Genomic DNA, 15,575 nt, shown 5'->3' with positions numbered 1-15,575 from the left:
CCAGTGGCTTCGTTCTTCCCTTTCGAGGCGGGGCGCGGCTTCTACCTCTTCGCCTCGCTCCCTGTCAACCGGTTTCGGCTTTCCTTCCGGCTTCTGTTCAGCGGCGAACCGCTTCCCGTCTTCCTTCTGGAGGGGCGCGGCTTCTACCTCTTTGCCGCGTCCGCCGTCAACTGCTTCCCGGTGACTTATTCTTTTTGTCAGGCCCTTCGATTCACTTCCGAACCCCGACTGCGGATCCGTTCGAAGGGGCGCGGCTTCTACCTCTCTGCCGCGTTCGGTGTCAACCGACTTCGTTGACGACTTCATTCCGCCTGGGGACTGACCGGCACCGATGTGTCGGAGGCACCCAGCGGAGGGGCAGGATCACTACCGCCTCGGCACCGTCTCGTCAAATCCTTCTTGAGTCGATGGTGATCAGCGCCGGGATGTTGAGCACGGCGCTCAGAGGTGAAAACCCCCGGCGGGGAGCTGCTTCTTCCTCCAGCGGATTTCCTAGGGAGGCTGTTTGCCCTCCAAGGGTCCTGGCGAGCGCCACATCGTCCCCATGAGCCGGTCCCAGAGGGGGAAGGTGATGTTGAAGTGGTAGCGCCCCATCTTTCTCAGGTCGTGATGCACTTCGTGGTGCCGGCGCAGCTTCCCCATCACGGGCAATCTGGCAACCGGATGCCCGGCTGGCAGGTGGTAACAGAAGTGCAGCCACTCGTACGTGAGGAAGTAGCCCATCGCCGTCGCCACGAAGAGCCACCCGAGATTCGGGGTTCCCAGCGCGAAGAGGAGCGCTCCCAGGGGCGTGGCGATTCCTCCCAGGAAGAAGAGCAGCAGCACCGGTGGGAAGAGCACCATCCGGAAGTCGTGGCTCGACTCGTAGGCCATCGCCTCCTCGGTGAAGAAGTGGTGGTGCTGCTGCGTGTGCCGCCGGTACACCAGCCCCAGCCCCCTCCTCCGGTGGTGCATCGGGCCCCGGTGGCCGAAGTACTCCGCCGTGTTCGCCACCAGGAAGGTCGCCGGCACCATCAGCCACTCGAGCGGCCGTACCTCCGTGAGTCGGCTCAGCGCGAAGGTGATGACCGCTAGCGAGCCCAGGCTCGTGAAGGCGAAGTGCCCCCACCCCCGGTAGTGCCTTCCAGGCTCCTTCTGGCGGAACTCCGCTCGGAACCTCGCCACGGACTCTGGGAGCGGGGCCTCGCTCATGCCTTCAGTGTAACCGCCCCGGCTCAGTCCTTCTTGCGCTTCTGCGACTTCTGCAGCTTCTTCATCCGCTCCTGGATGAGGCCCCGCTTGAGCCCCGACAGGTGGTCCACGAAGACGCGCCCGTCCAGGTGGTCGATTTCATGCTGGAAGACGTGCGCCAGCCGCCCCTCCGCCTCCACCTCGTGCCACTGCCCCGCCTTGTCCTGGTAGCGCACCTTCACCTTGTGGAAGCGCGGCACCTTCTCCCACTCGTCCGGCACCGACAGGCACCCCTCCTCCAGCGTCACCTTCCCCGAGCGCTCCAATATCTCCGGGTTGACGATCTCGAAGTGGGTCCCGTCCTCCCGCCCCACCAATGCCGTCCTCAGCGACTCGCCTACCTGGTTCGCCGCGATGCCAATGCCCTTGGCCTCCGCCATGGACTCGGCCATCTCCTCCAGCAGCTTCTCCAGCTCCGGGCCGAACTCCTTCACCGGCTGCGTCGCCGAGGTGAGCACCTTGTGGGGCCAGATCACAATCTCTCGCGCCATATCCCCTCCACTCTGCCATGCCCGCCCGCCAGTCTGCTAACACCTCTGTCCATGCACCCCAACGCCCAGCTCCTCCACACCTTCTACTCGGCCTTCCAACGCCGCGATGCCGAGACCATGGCCTCCTGCTACCACCCCGAGGCCGAGTTCTCCGATGAGGCCTTCGTCGGCCTGCGCCACGGCGGCGTTACCTCCATGTGGCGCATGCTCTGCGAGCGCGGCAAGGACCTCACCCTCGAGTTCCGCGACATCCAGGCCGATGACCGCACCGGTCGCGCCCACTGGGAGGCCCACTACACCTTCTCCACCACCGGTCGGAAGGTTCACAACATCATCGATGGCGAGTTCGAGTTCCGCGACGGCAAGATTCTCCGCCACCGCGACCGCTTCGACTTCCATCGCTGGTCCCGTCAGGCCCTCGGGCCCGCGGGCCTGCTGCTCGGGTGGACGCCCTTGCTCAAGAACAAGGTCCAGGCCACCGCCCGCGCCTCGCTGGACAAGTTCATGAGCGAGCGCGGCGTCTCAGGCCCCTGAGCCCCCGCCCTACTTGCCTGTCTGCTTCCTTCGCGGCAGCGGCTCCCGGTCCGGCGGCACCCAGCCCGTCTTCGCCTCCGCCGAGCCCAGGGTCTCCTTCCGGTAGTGGCGCTCCAGCAGCCCCGCGTTCAGCAGCTCCGGGTGCGCCGCGAGGAACGCGTCGAAGGAGGTGAGCTCCGGCGTCGCGTCCAGCGCCGCCTGGACGTGCTCGGCCCAGACCCGGGTCATCGTCTCGTGGTACTTCGCCGCCGCTCCCACCGCCGTGGCGTAGCGCTGGATCCGCGTCCGGATGCTCGCCAGCCCCTCCTCGAAGCCCTGCTCTCGCAGGCACAGCCACCCCAGCCGCAGGTGCGCCCGGTGACCGAACTGCTCCTTGGGGTAGGTGGCTGACTCCAGCGCCTCCAGGAATGCTTTGTCCGACATCGACTCCGGGTTCATGGCCCTCTCGTACCACAGGCGGATCCGGGTTTTCGGCCCCCAGGGGTATCCTTCCCTCTTCCACCCCCGCGAGGAGCCTGGCCCATGGGTGCCAAACTCGAGCCCCCCGAGACGAACGCCGCTCCCGCCGAGCCCAGCAAGCCCTCCGGGCCCATTCACCTCGTGAACGCCGCCGCCTCCAGCGCCCAGAAGCTCCCCGACACGCGCCCCCTCTCCGAAGTCGAGGTGCAGCTGCTCCGCAAGGTGTTCGACGCCGGCCTCAAGTACCCTCCCCTGCGCCTCACCCGCATGGGCTCCTTCACCGAGCTCATCAACGGCAGCCGCGCCTTCACCCTCGGCAACACCATCCACCTGCCCTCCAAGGCCTACAGCGCCATCTCCTCTCAGTACCCCTCCCTCCTCGTCCACGAGGCGGTCCACGTCTGGCAATACCAGCGCGATGGCTGGGGCTATGTGCCCAATGCCCTCTGGGCCCAGACCGGCGGCGATGGCTACGACTTCGCCAAGCCCCTGCGCCAGGGCAAGGCCTGGCGGCGCATGAACCCCGAGCAGCAGGGCCAGATGATCCAAGACGCCTACCGCGGCGCCTGGTTCGAGGCCCCAGGTGCCCTCTTCGGCCTGCTCCAGAACGACAAGCCCACCGTCATCCGCCCGGGCTCCCAGCCTCCCGACGGCTTCGCGGACTTCACCTACAGCCTCGTGGCCGCCCTGGAGATTCTCCGCAAGCCGTAACCGGTGGGCCTACAGCTCCCCCACCGGCTGCCAGTTCGCCTTCCGCTCCACCACTCCCGTGGGCGGAAGCTCCAGTTCCTCCCTGTAGACGCGGCCCGGAGCGCCGAACATCAGCAGCAGCACCGTGGCGTGCCCCGTCGGCAGGTACTGGAACGTCACCACGTTCCCCTCTTGCTCCGCTGGCAGGCTGCGCTCCCTCAGCGTGGGCAGGTCGTCGAGGTTCAGTGGGCCCGGCAAGCCTCCCGGCAAGAGGAGCCCGTCCATCAGCTCCCCCCCCTCCCCCAGGTCCACCTTCAACGTGGCCCCTTCCTTGCGCTCCGCGAAGTCCAGCACCACCAGCCCTCGGGCCGGAATCCGCACCGACCGCGGCAGGAAGATCCCCGCTCCCGCAGGCTCGCTCGCATGCGCCCTCGCCATGTAGAGCCCCTCGGGCACCCCGCGCCGGATGAGCCTCCCCTCCTTCACCTGCGCGGAGACCGACCCGCTGTCCTCGCTCGCCAGGTTGATGAACCCGTTCATCGGTCGGCCCTGCGCGTCCTTCATCGTCACCTCCAGCCGCGCCCCCGGATCCACTGTCACCGTCACCGACTCCTGGTTCGCTCCCAGCGGGAGGCTCAGGGGTAGGTAGCCTTCGTGGCTCACCACCAGCAGCAGGGGCCGGGCCTCCACCCGCGGCAGCTCGAAGGTGCCGTCCTCCCGCGTCACCGCCATCAGCCCCTCCACGTTGAACGTATCCATGCTGGAGGAGGCCTCCGCCACCTCGAGGCGAACCTTCGCCACCGGCGCCCCCGTCTCCAGGTCCACCACCCGCCCCGTCACCCGACGCCCAGGCCCCATCCGCACCGCTCCCAGGTCCTTGTCGACGCCCAGTTGCACCTGCACGTCGCGAATCAGCGGCGCCATCCCCGTCGCGGTGAACTCCAGTCGCAGCTGGCCCGCATCCGAGATGGGCAACTCGAAGTAGCCCTCCGCGTCGCTCACCGGCTCCTGGTTCAGGTTGAAGTGCCGCAGCGGCGCTCCGTCCGGCCCCACCAGCCGCCCATGCACTCGCGCCTGCCGGTCAAACACCAGGCGCAGTTCCTTCGTCGCCTCGCTCACCCGCAGGCCGTAGTCATCCACCCGCTCGCCTCCCACCGAGAGGGCGGGCATGAAGGTGTGGCCCGACTTGTGGGCGTACAGCCAATACGTCTCCTCCCCCAGGTGCCGCAGCGTGAAGCGCCCCTGCGCGTCCGTTCGCGCGTCGAGCGTCAGCCTGTTGCCGCAGGTGCGCCCGCCGCGCCGCCACGTCGGCACGTGCTCGTCCTCCAGGTTGACGCGCACGGAGACTCCCTCCACCGGCTGCCCCTCGCCGTCCACCGCGAGGCCCGACACCGTCCGCCCTTCCTCGAAGCGCAGCGCCACCTCCGCCTGCTCCGCGCCTCGGACCTCGATGGCCTTGGCCACCGCGAGATCCACCCCGGGCGTCTCCAGCGTCGCCTCCACCATGTAGCGGCCGGGCCGCACTCCTTGCAGCGTGAAGCGCCCCTCCTCCCCCGTCTGCCGCGACCGCTCCGGGCCTTCCTCCGGCTCCAACCGCCACAGCGTCACCGAGGCCCGCTCCACCGCCTGGCCTCGCGCATCCGTCACCGTCCCCGCCACCGTCGCGCCCCGGCTCAGCACCATCCGCACCCCCTCGGAGGGCGCCTGCACCGACACCTCCTGCTGCAGGAACCCCTCATCCGAGACGTCGAGGACCCATGCGCCCTCGTGCGGCGCGTCCAACGAGAAGCGGCCCTCCGCGTCCGCCGCGTTCCCGTCGGTGATCAATGAAAAATCATCCGGCCCCTTCCGCCGTTCCTTCAAGAAGACGCGGATGTGGGGCACCGGCTGCCCCGCTTCATCCACCAGCACTCCCGAGATCCGCGCCGCCGCCTTCAGCGTGAAGTCCACCGGCGCTGAATCCCTCGTCAGCTCGCGCGTCAGCGAGTCCTCGTCCAGGTAGCCTTCCGCGGAGAGCCCGAAGGAATAGGCGCCCGCTTGCAGCGGCCCCACCCGGTACTGCCCCGCCGCATCCGTGACCGCTGTCCAGGGCTGCCCGTACTCCTCCTCTACCCGCAGCGACACGCTCACGCCCTCTACCACCCGCCCGGCTTCATCCCGCACCGTGCCCTCCGCGAAGAGCGCGCTGCCCAGCTCCAGCACCACCTCCTCGGGCTCCCGGAGCTGTCCGCTCAGGTCCACCTGGGCCACGGCGTGGCGCGCGTGCGACTCCGCCGTGAGCCGGTAGCTCTCCGGCTCCAATCCCTCGAAGGTGAAGCGGCCCTCCGCGTCCGCCGTCGCCCGTAGCGCCTCGATTCCACGCGACTCCTGGCCTCCCAGCAGAAGCTCCGCTCCGGGCGCCGCCGCCCCGTCCGACAGCACCCGGCCCGTGAGCCGGCGCGCTCGCAGGAGCACCACCTGGCCCTTCGACCACTCCAGCCCCCCACTCCTCAGGAACACCGGCAGCCAGCCCTCCTTCTCCACCACCAGCGCATAGCTGTCTCCAGGCAGAGGTCCGACGCGGAACCGTCCGTCCTCTCCCGTCACCGTGTCGAAGAAGCGCGTGTGCGCCTCATGCACCACCGTCACCCGCACCTCCGGCACCGGCACCCCCTCCTCGTCCCGGACCACGCCCGCCATCCACTGGCCCTCGGCCAGCAGCAGCCCCACGCCCTCCGCTCCCGCTGGAACGTCCTGCTTCCTCCGGGCTCCTCGCGCGTCCATGGCCCACAGCGTGAAGGTCCCCTCCGGCAGGCTCTGGAGCACGAAGCTGCCATCCGCCGCCGTGGTGGCCGTGGCGTACTCGGGGGCCTCGCCGTAACGCGCCCGCACCAGCTCCATCACCAGCCCCTCGGCCTCGTTCAGGCAGTTGGCGAGCGTCGCGCCCCTCCGGCCCGCGAAGGCCAACGAGGACTCCGGACAAGGCAGCTCCGAGAGCGTCTCGCCCGGCATGGGCCTCGTGGCGACGACTCGCACTCCCTCCGCCGGCCCCTGCTCCGTGCGCACCCACCCGTGGATGCTCAGGGCTCCACTCGGCGGAGGCGTGGGCGACTTGTGGGTGAGCTCATGCCCTCGGCTCGGGGCTCGGGCGGAGCGAGACGAGGCGCCGGGCGTTTGGGACTGGGCTTGGGTTTCCCCGTCGCTGAGCCGCCAGCCCACCACCGCCGCCGCCGCGAGCAGCACGAGTCCCAGCCCTGCCAGCACTCCCCTGCGCATACCGACCTCCCCTCCCGAGTCTCGCAAGCTCCCTCCGGAACCGGAAGGGCCCTTGGCTCCGGGCTCCCACCTTTCTGGCTCGGGGTGCCGTGGTGTTAGATGCGGCCCTCCTCGGGGGACCTCGATGAATCAATCCATGCGGAACGAGTACCTGGATCAAGTCCAGGAGCAGCAACAGCGCCTCGAGGTCGACCTCAAGGCTCGCAAGATGGCCTCTCCCATGTCGGTGCCTGCCCAGGCGGCCGGCATGGCGCCGCGTCGCCGCGGGGGGATGGGCGCTCCTCCCCCTCCCGAGATGCCCGGCGGCAATGCCGTGGATGTGCGCGTCACCGGCTTCTGGCGCTGGAAGAACGTCGTCGTCCCTCCCAACGCCTACGTCGTCCACACCCGCCGCGGCCACGACAAGCCCCTGCACATCGGCTTGGGCGTCTCCTTCCGCTTCAACCCCGCCATCGACTCGTTCCTCGTCGTGCCGGGCGCCATGCAGACCATCCTCATCAACGCCCACTGCATCTGCCGCGAGCTCCAGGGGCTGCTCGTCCAGGGCTACGTGCAGTGGATCATCGAGGACTTCGCCACCGCCTATAAGAAGCTCGACTTCACCGACGTCGACGACCCCATGCGCGTGGTGAACGTCCAGCTGCGCGAGCAGGCCGAGGCCGCCATCAAGGACAAGGTGGCCACCATGAGCATCGACGCCGTGCTCTCCGACAAGCAGCCCATCATCGAGGAGCTCACCGCCCGCATCCGTCAGGTCGCCGAGGGCGGTGGCGGCAGCGACAAGGGCCTCGGCCTTCGCATCGTCACCGTTCAAATCAAGGAGGCCGTCGTCAGCTCCGCCCGCCTCTGGGAGAGCCTCCAGAAGCCCTTCCGCGCCGAGCGCGAGCGCGTGGCCCGGCTCGCCGGACTCGAGACCGAGGAGGCCATCTCCCGCCGCGAGCTCCAGGTGAAACAAGAGCGCGAGCGCTCCCACCTGGAGACCGAGGGCGAGCTCTCCCAGCTGCGCGCTCACAAGGACGCCGAGGCCTATGACCGCAAGCAGGCCGAGGAGCTGCGGCGCCAGCAGCGCGAGGAGGAGGCCGCCCGCACGCTCGCCGTGGAGCGCCAGCAGTCCGCCCTGCACACCGCCGAGTTGCACAAGGCGCGGCTCGCCGTGGAGACCGAGCTCGCCCAGCTCAAGCACGAGGCCCAGGCCGCTCAGCGCAAGCGCGAGGCCCAGGCCAGCCTCGAGGTGCTGGAGGCCGAGCGCACCGCCGGCAACAAGCAGAAGCGCTTCGAGCTGGAGCTGCTCGAGGCCCGTCAGCACATCCTCAACGGCCTCAGCCCCGCCAACGTCCAGTCCCGCCTCGTCGAGCTGCTGCCCACCATCGCCGAGAAGATGCCCCAGCCCCAGGAGCTGCGCTCCTTCTCCATCGGCACCGGCGCCGGCATCCAGGAGGGCCAGGCGCTCACCAGCCTCGTGGCCCAGATGATGGCCCTGGTGAAGGCCCTGCGCCCCGAGGCCGAGGTGGCTCCGGCGAAGCTCCCTGCGCCGCCCCCTCCCGAGCGCCCCGCTCCTTGAGCCCTGCCCCCGGGCGCGCTCCGGACAAACCTGTCGGACATCAGACAGGTTTCGGGAGGGCGTGCCTCAGTCGATGGCGGGGGGCTCCGCGCTCAGGACGGGAATCGTTCGGGGCAGCGACACCGTGAAGGTGGTTCCCTCCGCTTCCGTGGAGTTCACCTCCACCGTCCCCCCGTGCGCCAGCACCAGCTCCCGGACGATGTAGAGCCCCAGGCCGATGCTCCGGTCCGAGCGGTTCGTCCGGCGCTTGCCGCGCCGCAGCGGCTCGAAGATGCGCGGCAGCAGGTCCGCCGCGATGGGCTCCCCCACGTTGTGGACCCGCAGCACCATCCGCTCCGGCTCGCCCACCGTCTCCACCCGCACCTGCGTCCCCTCCGGGCTGTACTTCAGCGCGTTGGTCACCAGGTTCGAGACCACCTGCGCCATCCGGTCCGCGTCCCACTCCCCGCGCCCCTCCCCACCCTGCGTCACCAGGATGTTGCGCTCCACATGCACCGCGCGCGCTTCCTCCACCACCTGCTGCGTCACCTCGTGCAGGTCCGCCGACGCCGGCCGCACCGGAATGCCGCCCCCCATGCGCGCCTGGGTGAAGTCCAGCAGGTCTCGAATCAGCCGGTTCGAGCGCTCCGCGCACGAGAGGATTCGCGCCGCCGTCTTCGCCTGCCACGGCTCGATGGTCTCCCGCTGCAGCATCATCGACGCCCCCGTCAGGATGGCGTTGAGCGGCCCGCGCAGGTCATGGCTGACGATGCCCACCAACTGCTGCTCGAACTCCACCCGCCGCCGCGCCTCGCTCAACAACTGCTGGCGCTCCTCCTCCGAGCGCTTCTGCTCGGTGATGTCCTGCATCGCCCCCGCCATGCGCTGCGCCTGGCCCCCCTCGTCCCGGACGATGTAGCCCCGGTCCACCACGAAGGCATACGTGCCATTGGCGCGCTGGAAGCGGTACTCGGCCTGCCAGCGGTCCACCCGCGAGGTCAGCGCCTGCTGCATGCCCTGCCACACCCGCTCGCGCTCCTCCGGATGCACCCGCGCCAACCACGCGTCCGTGTCCGCCTCCATCTCCCGCCGGGTGATGCCGAACATCGTCTCGATGGAGTCGCTCCACTCCACCGTGCCCTTCTCCAAGTCCCAGTCCCACACCACGTCCGAGGTGGCGCGGATGACGAGCTGGTAGCGCTCCTCGGACTTGCGCAGCGCCTTCTCGGTCTCGCGCCGCAGCTGCTCGCTCTCGGCCTGCCGCAGAGCCCGCTCCACGCTGGGCACCAGGCGCTCCAGCCGGTTCTTGAGCACGTAGTCCGTGGCCCCCCGCTTGAGCAGCTCGATGGCCCGCTCCTCGCCCAGCGCGCCGGTGACGAAGAGGAACGGAATGTCCGGCAGCACCCGCCGCACCGCCGCCAGCGCGCTCACCCCGTCGAAGCCCGGGATGTTGTAGTCCGACAGGATGATGTCGTAGCCCCCCCGCTCCAGCGCCCGCATGAAGGACTCGCGCCCCTCCACCCGCTCCAGGCGGAAGGGCATGCCCACCTCCTCCAGCTGCGTGGTGACGAGCCGCGCGTCCAGCTCATTGTCCTCCAGCAGGAGGATGGACAGCGGCTTCGGCTCGGGCTCGGGCATCAGCTCACGCGCGAGGCTCTGCATCGGCTCACCTGCCTCCCGACCGCGTCAGCGAGCCCGGTGGCGGCTGGTTCACCACCGCCCAGAAGAGCCCCAGCTCCTTGAGCGCCGAGACGAAGTCCGGGAAGGCCACCGGCTTCACCACGTACGCGTTCACCCCCAGCCCGTAGCTGCGCGCCAGGTCCCGCTCCTCCCGCGAGGAGGTGAGCATGACGATGGGGATGGACTTCAGCTCCGCGTCCCCCTTCACCTGCGACAGCACCTCGATGCCGTCCACCTTGGGCAGCTTCAGGTCCAGCAACACCACCGCCGGGTTGCCGTCGGTGCGGTGCGCGTACTCGCCTTTCTTGCGCAGGAAGTCGAGCGCCTGTTGCCCATCCCGCACCACCACCACCTCGTTGGCCAACTGGATTTCTTCCAGGGCCGCCAACGAGAGGGCCACGTCATTGGCGCTGTCTTCCACCAGGAGGATTCTCTTGAGCTCAGTCACGACGGTGGGTGTCCTTCACTTCAGGGGTAGCAAGAGGCAGCGAGAAGTGGAACGTAGCGCCCTGCCCCACGGCGCCCTCCGCCCAGGTCCTCCCGCCATGGCGGGAGATGATACGTCGCACGTTGGCCAGGCCGATGCCCGTGCCTTCGAATTGATCCACGGTGTGCAGGCGCTGGAAGACGCCGAAGAGTTTGTCCACGTACTGCATCTCGAAGCCCACTCCGTTGTCTCGCACCCACACCTCGACTTCTCCCTCCGACTCGCGGGCCCCGACTTCGATCACCGCATGGGTCGTGGGGCGCGTGTACTTCAGTGCGTTTCCCAACAGATTGCGCACCACCTGACGCAGCAGCACCGGGTCCGCGTTCACCATTGGCAGCGAGCCAATGCGCCAGTCGATGGCACGCCCTCCGGCGTCGGCCTCCAGCTCGTGGCGCACCTCTCCCATCAGCACGCCCAGGTCCACCGTCTTCTTGTGCAGCTCCGCCCGGCCCATGCGCGCGAACGACAGCAGGTCGTCCACCAGCGTGCCGCCCTGCTGCGCCGCGGTGACGATGGTCTTCAGGAAGCCACGCGAGGCCTCGTCCAGCGTCGCCCCGCTGCGCCGCTCCAGGAGCTGGGCGAAGCCGGTGATGTGCCGCAGCGGCGCGCGCAGGTCGTGTGACACCGAGTAGCTGAAGGACTCCAGCTCGCGGTTGACCTCCTGCAACTGCAGGGTGCGCTCCTGCACGCGGTGCTCCAGGTCCACGTAGAGCCGCACGTTCTCCACCGCCACGCTGGCCATCTGCGCCAGCTGCACCACGATGGACTCGTCCTCCTCGCTGAAGTCTCCCTCCAGCTTGTCCGAGAGCTGGATGAGGCCCAGGCTCCTCCCGTCGCGGCCCACCATCGGCGCCGCCAGCCAGCCGCGCATGGGCGGGTGCTTGTCCGCATGCCGGGCCATGGCCTTCCACCGGGGGTGGGCCTCGAGCTGCTCCTGCGTCAGCCGCATCGGCTGGTTCGTCTCGCACACCAAGGCGTAGAGGCCGCTGCCCTCCGGCGCCTGGAGGGAGTCCTTCCACGGGACGTACTTGTCCGAGAGGGACACGGAGGTGATGGCCTGCTCCCAGTCCTGGTTCTCGGCCATACTGGAGACGGCCTGGTGGGCCCCCACCAGCGCCCGCGCCCACTCCGTCGCGATGGAGAGCACCGTCTCCAGGGAGCTCGCGCCGTTGATGGCCACCGAGGCCTCCGCCAGCCCCTTGAGCTGCTCGGCCCGGTGGCGCTCGCGCAGCAGCAGCCGGGTGCGCTCCTCCTCCGAGTGCTTGCGCTCGGTGATGTCCTGCACCGTGCCCGTGAAGCGCGCCGCGCGGCCCTGCTCGAACCGCGCTCGGCCCTTGGCGCGCACCCAGCGCTCCACCCCGTCCCGCAGGCCCAGCGTGCGGTACTCCTCGTCGAAGTCGCCGCTGCCCTCCGGCTCGAAGCTGCGCCGGATCGCCTGCTCGATGTGCTCCCGCTCCCCCGGGTGCAGCCCCGAGAGGAAGTCCTCGTAGGCGATGTCGCCCTCGGGAGGCAGCCCCAAGAGCTCCCGGCAACGCGCGTCACACTGGAGCTCGCGGGTGACGGGGTTGAAGTCCCACGTGCCCAGCGAGGCGGAGGCCACCGCCAGCCGCACCCGCTCCTCGCTCACCCTCAGCGCCTCCTTCTGGCGCCGCAGGTCCTCGGCCAGGTGCTCCGCCTGACGGCGGGCCAGCACCTGCTCGGTCACCTCCACCGAGAAGGTGATGACGCCCGAGACGTGCCCTTCCGCCTCGCGCACCGGCTGGTACATGAGGTTGAAGAAGCCCTCCTCCATCACCCCCGTGCCGTGACGGTCCCACCGCATCGGGAACTCGGTGCCCAGGAAGGGCTGGCCCGTCTCCATCACCCCGCGCAGCGGCGCCATCAGCGCCGGCTGGTGGGCGATCTCCGGCAGCACCTCGCGCATCTTCCGGCCCACCGGCACCGGACGCCCGGCGATCTGCTCGTAGATGGGGTTGACGAACTCGAAGACGAAGTCGCGGCCCCGCGTAATCGCGATGCCCGCCGGGGCCTGCATGAACAGGTGGTGCAGGTGCTCGCGGTGGGCGTTCTCCAGCGCCTCTCGCTCACGCAAGCGCAGCTGCTCCTCGCGGCGCCGCACCGTCTCGCGCGTGAGGTAGAGGTCCACGAACACCGCCACCTTGGTGCGCAGCACCTCGGGGACGATGGGCTTGCGCAGGTAGTCCACCGCGCCGTGGGCGTAGCCCTGCATCAGCTCCACGTCATCACTGCTGGCCGCCGTTACCAGCAGCACCGGCGTGTGCCGGGTGCGCTCGCGGTCTCGCAGCATCGCCGTCACCTCGATGCCGCTCATGTCCCCCAGCCGCACGTCCATCAGGATGACGGCGAAGTCCTCCTGCAACGTACACCGCAGGGCCTCGTGCCCCGAGGCGGCACGCACCAGCCGATGGCCAAACGGGGCCAACAGCGCCTCCAATGCGAGCAGGTTGGCGGGAAGGTCATCGACGAGGAGAATGCTCGCCTTGGGGGGTGTGTCGAGCACACCTCCCTCCTAAACCGGCACCCCGTCTCAGGACAAACCCGGTCCGTCCCCCCCTGGAATGGCACCCTTATGTTGCTCGGAAGAGGACATTGCAGGGCGGGCCCTCCCGCACCCGCCCACACCGCGCGTGAAACCGCGCCTCAGGCGAGCAGGTCCATCCGGTAGCCCACGCCGCGCACCGAGCGGATCTCGAAGCGCGAGGCGCTCGTCCACTCGAGCTTCTTGCGCAGGTTGGACACGAAGTTGTCCACCGTGTGCGCGTCCACCACCGTGTCCTCGCCCCACACCGCGGCGAGGATCTGGTCTCGCGTGAGCGCCTTGCCCGCGTTGCGCAGCAGGTACACCAGCAGGTCGAACTCGGTGCGCGTCAGCTCCAGCGCCTGGCCTCGCTCGTCCAAGAGCCGTCGCGACTCCAGGTCCACCCGGAAGCGGTCGAAGGCGAGCACCTCGGCGGCGGGCGTGGCGGGAGCGCCCCTGCGGGACAGCGCGCGGATGCGGGCCAGGAGCTCGCGCAGGCGGTAGGGCTTGGCCAGGTAGTCGTCCGCGCCCACGTCGAAGCCGCGCACCACGTCGTCCTCCAGCGTGCGCGCGGTGAGCATCAACACCCGGCTGGAGGTTCCCGCCTGCCGCATCTCCCGGCACAGCGTGTAGCCGTCTCCGTCCGGCAGCATGATGTCCAGCACCACCACGTCCGCCCCCGCCTTCCAGAGGGTACGGGCCTCGGACAGGGTACTCGCGGCCTGTACCGCGTAGCCCTCCTCCTCCAGGTTGTCGACCAGGGTGAGGCGGAGGTTCGGATCGTCCTCCACCACGAGGACTCGGGGACCGGCGGTGGGTGGGCTCATGCGGAGGGGAAGGTGAGTTCGAACGTGGTGCCTTCAGGGCTCGAGGCGGCCACCCGGATGGCGCCGCCGTGCAGGGACATGATTCTTCGACAAATGGCCAGCCCCAGGCCACTGCCTCCTCGCGCGGGCAGCCCCTCCCGACGCAACCGACGAAACTCCTCGAAGGCCGCCTCCCAGCTCTCCTGGGGGATTCCCACCCCGTTGTCGCTCAGGTACACCACCGTGGCGCCGCCCGGCCGGGCCTCCACCCGCAGCTCCACCGGCGTGCGCGTGGTGTAGCGGCACGCGTTGTGGACGAGGTTGGAGAAGAGCATCCGCAACAGCTCCGGGTCTCCCGGTACGGAGAGCCCCTGGAGCCCCTCCGTCTTCAGCGCCACCTGGGTGGTGTTCTGCGCTCCCGCATCCTCCACCACGCGCTGGACGAGCTCCGCCAGCGGCACCTGCTCGCGCCGCGCCTCCCAGCGCCCCTTCTCCAGCCGGTTGTAGGTGAGGATGTTCTCCACCAGCCGGCCCAGCGCGTCCGCCTCGGAGATGATGCGCGAGGGGTAGTTGCCCGCGCCCGGCAGGCCTCCGACCCGGCGCTCCAGCGTCTCCGCCATCACCCGGATGGCCGACAGCGGCGTGCGCAGCTCGTGGGACACCGTGGAGACGAACTCCGAGCGCAGCGCCAGGAAGCGCACCTTGCGCTCGTGCGCCAGCACCGCCAGGCCGATGAGGGCCAGCGCCAGCGCTCCGCTCAGCCCCAACAGCAGCGCCTTGAGCCGATAGCCGGACTCCAGCTCCGCCACCGCCGCCACCATGCGCGGCGACTCCAGCCCCACCGCCAGCGTGGAGACCGGCACCGGCGTGTCCGTGCGCGACAGCTCCAGCCGATCCCCGTCCTCCAGCAGTCCTCGCTCCCGCATCTCGCCTCGCACCGACTCCACCAGCTCGGCGGCGTTCACCCGCACGCCTCGGATTCCGCTCGTGCCCCGCGGCTCGATGTACCAGCCGTCCGGTCGGAGCTGCGGCTCCTCCAACGAGGCCGAGAGCTGGACGCGCGCCCCCGGCTCGGCCGTCGCTCGCGCGTTGAAGTCCACGAAGTCCACGTGCGTCAGCTCCGAGAGCCGGGCGATGCGCTCGCGGAGGAAGGTGAAGTCCTCTCGGCCGAAGGACTCCCGCCGCTCCAGGAGCACCCGCTGGAGTCCCTCCACCCGGGAGCCTCCCGTCCCCTGCACTCCGTCCCGGAGCAGCAGCCGCATCAGCACCGGATCCGGATTGCCCTTGGCCTGGAAGCGCTCCAGCAGCCACACCGTCGCCGCCGTGTCCTTCGCCACCGGCAGCACGAAGCGCGAGCGGTGGGCCAGCCACTCGCGCAGCGTGCTCTCGATGGCCGGGCGCTCGGAGGCCTTCAGCGCCGCGAGGAAGCGCCCCATCAACACCAGCCGCTCCGCCCACGGGTCCTCCGGCTCGTCCTCCTTCGCGGCGAGTGCCGCCGGCCCTTCCGCCTCCAGCGCGGCGTGGAGCTTCGTGGCCGGGGTGGCTCCGTCCTCGCGCGGCGCGGCGATTCGGGGCAAGAGCTGGCGCCCTCCCCGGAAGAGCAGGAGGTTCGTGTCCTCCTCCAGCGGATCCGCCTCCGCCCGCTCCAGGCGGGTGCTGGCCGCCTCCAGTTTTTCCCGTAGCGTCTCCGTCAGCGCCCGCCGCGCGTACTGCTCCAGCGCTCGGCGTCGGTCCTCCAGCGCCCGCCGGCCCTCCTCACGCTCGCGCACGAAGATGCCGTGCAGCGACACCAGGCCCGCGGTGAGCACCGCGAGCCCGATGCCGATGGCCACCAGCGTGGGCAGGAGCCGGCGCCACATGG

At 69.7% G+C, this 15,575-nt stretch carries 13 protein-coding genes; 4 read left to right on the top strand and 9 right to left on the bottom strand.

Annotated features, from left to right (window positions below):
• Nucleotides 1–297: hypothetical protein (locus SYV04_RS33980; RefSeq protein ID WP_321550158.1), on the top strand; the 297-nt coding region annotated here is incomplete at its 5' end.
• Between the two features lie 195 nt (nt 298–492).
• Here SYV04_RS33980 and SYV04_RS33975 read toward each other — a convergent pair.
• Complete coding sequence (locus SYV04_RS33975; protein ID WP_321550157.1) at nt 493–1,191, bottom strand: sterol desaturase family protein; 699 nt, start codon at nt 1,189–1,191, stop codon at nt 493–495.
• 23 nt (nt 1,192–1,214) lie between these two features.
• A complete protein-coding gene (gene def / locus SYV04_RS33970; protein WP_321550156.1) occupies nt 1,215–1,721 on the bottom strand; it encodes a peptide deformylase in 507 nt (168 codons plus the stop codon).
• A gap of 51 nt (nt 1,722–1,772) precedes the next feature.
• Between def and SYV04_RS33965 the strand changes: the two genes are divergently transcribed.
• Nucleotides 1,773–2,255 carry a nuclear transport factor 2 family protein gene (locus SYV04_RS33965; protein WP_321550155.1) on the top strand — a complete coding sequence of 161 codons (483 nt, stop codon included), beginning with the start codon at nt 1,773–1,775 and terminating at the stop codon, nt 2,253–2,255.
• 9 nt (nt 2,256–2,264) lie between these two features.
• Here SYV04_RS33965 and SYV04_RS33960 read toward each other — a convergent pair whose 3' ends face one another.
• Nucleotides 2,265–2,693 (bottom strand): hypothetical protein, encoded by a 429-nt coding sequence (locus tag SYV04_RS33960; protein ID WP_321550154.1) that lies wholly within the window; start codon nt 2,691–2,693, stop codon nt 2,265–2,267.
• An 84-nt stretch (nt 2,694–2,777) separates the two neighbouring features.
• On the opposite strand from SYV04_RS33960, the gene SYV04_RS33955 reads away from it, so the two are divergent.
• A complete protein-coding gene (locus SYV04_RS33955; protein ID WP_321550153.1) occupies nt 2,778–3,425 on the top strand; it encodes an eCIS core domain-containing protein in 648 nt (215 codons plus the stop codon).
• Nucleotides 3,426–3,434: 9 nt separating this feature from the next.
• Here the strand turns inward: SYV04_RS33955 and SYV04_RS33950 are convergent, their stop codons facing one another.
• Nucleotides 3,435–6,659, bottom strand: coding sequence for a carboxypeptidase regulatory-like domain-containing protein (locus tag SYV04_RS33950; RefSeq protein WP_321550152.1), 3,225 nt, complete (start codon nt 6,657–6,659; stop codon nt 3,435–3,437).
• A gap of 136 nt (nt 6,660–6,795) precedes the next feature.
• Between SYV04_RS33950 and SYV04_RS33945 the strand changes: the two genes are divergently transcribed.
• Complete coding sequence (locus tag SYV04_RS33945) at nt 6,796–8,220, top strand: SPFH domain-containing protein (RefSeq protein ID WP_321550151.1); 1,425 nt, start codon at nt 6,796–6,798, stop codon at nt 8,218–8,220.
• Nucleotides 8,221–8,286: 66 nt separating this feature from the next.
• On the opposite strand, the gene SYV04_RS33940 is transcribed toward SYV04_RS33945, so the two are convergent.
• From SYV04_RS33940 to SYV04_RS33920, 5 genes are all read right to left on the bottom strand, one after another.
• Nucleotides 8,287–9,861, bottom strand: coding sequence for a sensor histidine kinase (locus SYV04_RS33940; protein WP_321550150.1), 1,575 nt, complete (start codon nt 9,859–9,861; stop codon nt 8,287–8,289).
• 4 nt (nt 9,862–9,865) lie between these two features.
• On the bottom strand, nt 9,866–10,327 hold the full coding sequence (locus tag SYV04_RS33935; RefSeq protein ID WP_321550149.1) for a response regulator: 462 nt from the start codon (nt 10,325–10,327) through the stop codon (nt 9,866–9,868).
• Nucleotides 10,320–12,890: an ATP-binding protein gene (locus tag SYV04_RS33930; RefSeq protein ID WP_321550148.1), complete on the bottom strand. Its 2,571-nt coding sequence runs from the start codon at nt 12,888–12,890 to the stop codon at nt 10,320–10,322. Before SYV04_RS33930 ends, SYV04_RS33935 begins: the two co-directional genes overlap by 8 nt.
• A 140-nt stretch (nt 12,891–13,030) precedes the next feature.
• Nucleotides 13,031–13,735 (bottom strand): response regulator transcription factor, encoded by a 705-nt coding sequence (locus tag SYV04_RS33925; RefSeq protein WP_321550147.1) that lies wholly within the window; start codon nt 13,733–13,735, stop codon nt 13,031–13,033.
• A complete protein-coding gene (locus SYV04_RS33920) occupies nt 13,732–15,573 on the bottom strand; it encodes a sensor histidine kinase (RefSeq protein WP_321550146.1) in 1,842 nt (613 codons plus the stop codon). The genes SYV04_RS33925 and SYV04_RS33920 overlap by 4 nt, the downstream gene beginning before the upstream one ends.
• Between the last annotated feature and the right edge of the window lie 2 nt (nt 15,574–15,575).

Origin of the sequence: Hyalangium ruber, from assembly GCF_034259325.1 — a bacterium.
GTDB lineage: Bacteria > Myxococcota > Myxococcia > Myxococcales > Myxococcaceae > Hyalangium_A > Hyalangium_A rubrum.
The sequence above is the reverse complement of the archived record's forward strand: the minus strand, read 5'-3'. Positions and strand labels throughout refer to the sequence as shown.

Coding starts and splice junctions, on each gene's coding strand:
- SYV04_RS33955 (WP_321550153.1), top strand. CDS start 2,778: ATGGGTGCCAAACTCGAGCCCCCCGAGACGAACGCCGCTCCCGCCGAG.
- SYV04_RS33960 (WP_321550154.1), bottom strand. CDS start 2,693: ATGAACCCGGAGTCGATGTCGGACAAAGCATTCCTGGAGGCGCTGGAG.
- def (WP_321550156.1), bottom strand. CDS start 1,721: ATGGCGCGAGAGATTGTGATCTGGCCCCACAAGGTGCTCACCTCGGCG.
- SYV04_RS33945 (WP_321550151.1), top strand. CDS start 6,796: ATGCGGAACGAGTACCTGGATCAAGTCCAGGAGCAGCAACAGCGCCTC.
- SYV04_RS33965 (WP_321550155.1), top strand. CDS start 1,773: ATGCACCCCAACGCCCAGCTCCTCCACACCTTCTACTCGGCCTTCCAA.
- SYV04_RS33950 (WP_321550152.1), bottom strand. CDS start 6,659: ATGCGCAGGGGAGTGCTGGCAGGGCTGGGACTCGTGCTGCTCGCGGCG.
- SYV04_RS33940 (WP_321550150.1), bottom strand. CDS start 9,861: ATGCAGAGCCTCGCGCGTGAGCTGATGCCCGAGCCCGAGCCGAAGCCG.
- SYV04_RS33925 (WP_321550147.1), bottom strand. CDS start 13,735: ATGAGCCCACCCACCGCCGGTCCCCGAGTCCTCGTGGTGGAGGACGAT.
- SYV04_RS33975 (WP_321550157.1), bottom strand. CDS start 1,191: ATGAGCGAGGCCCCGCTCCCAGAGTCCGTGGCGAGGTTCCGAGCGGAG.
- SYV04_RS33920 (WP_321550146.1), bottom strand. CDS start 15,573: ATGTGGCGCCGGCTCCTGCCCACGCTGGTGGCCATCGGCATCGGGCTC.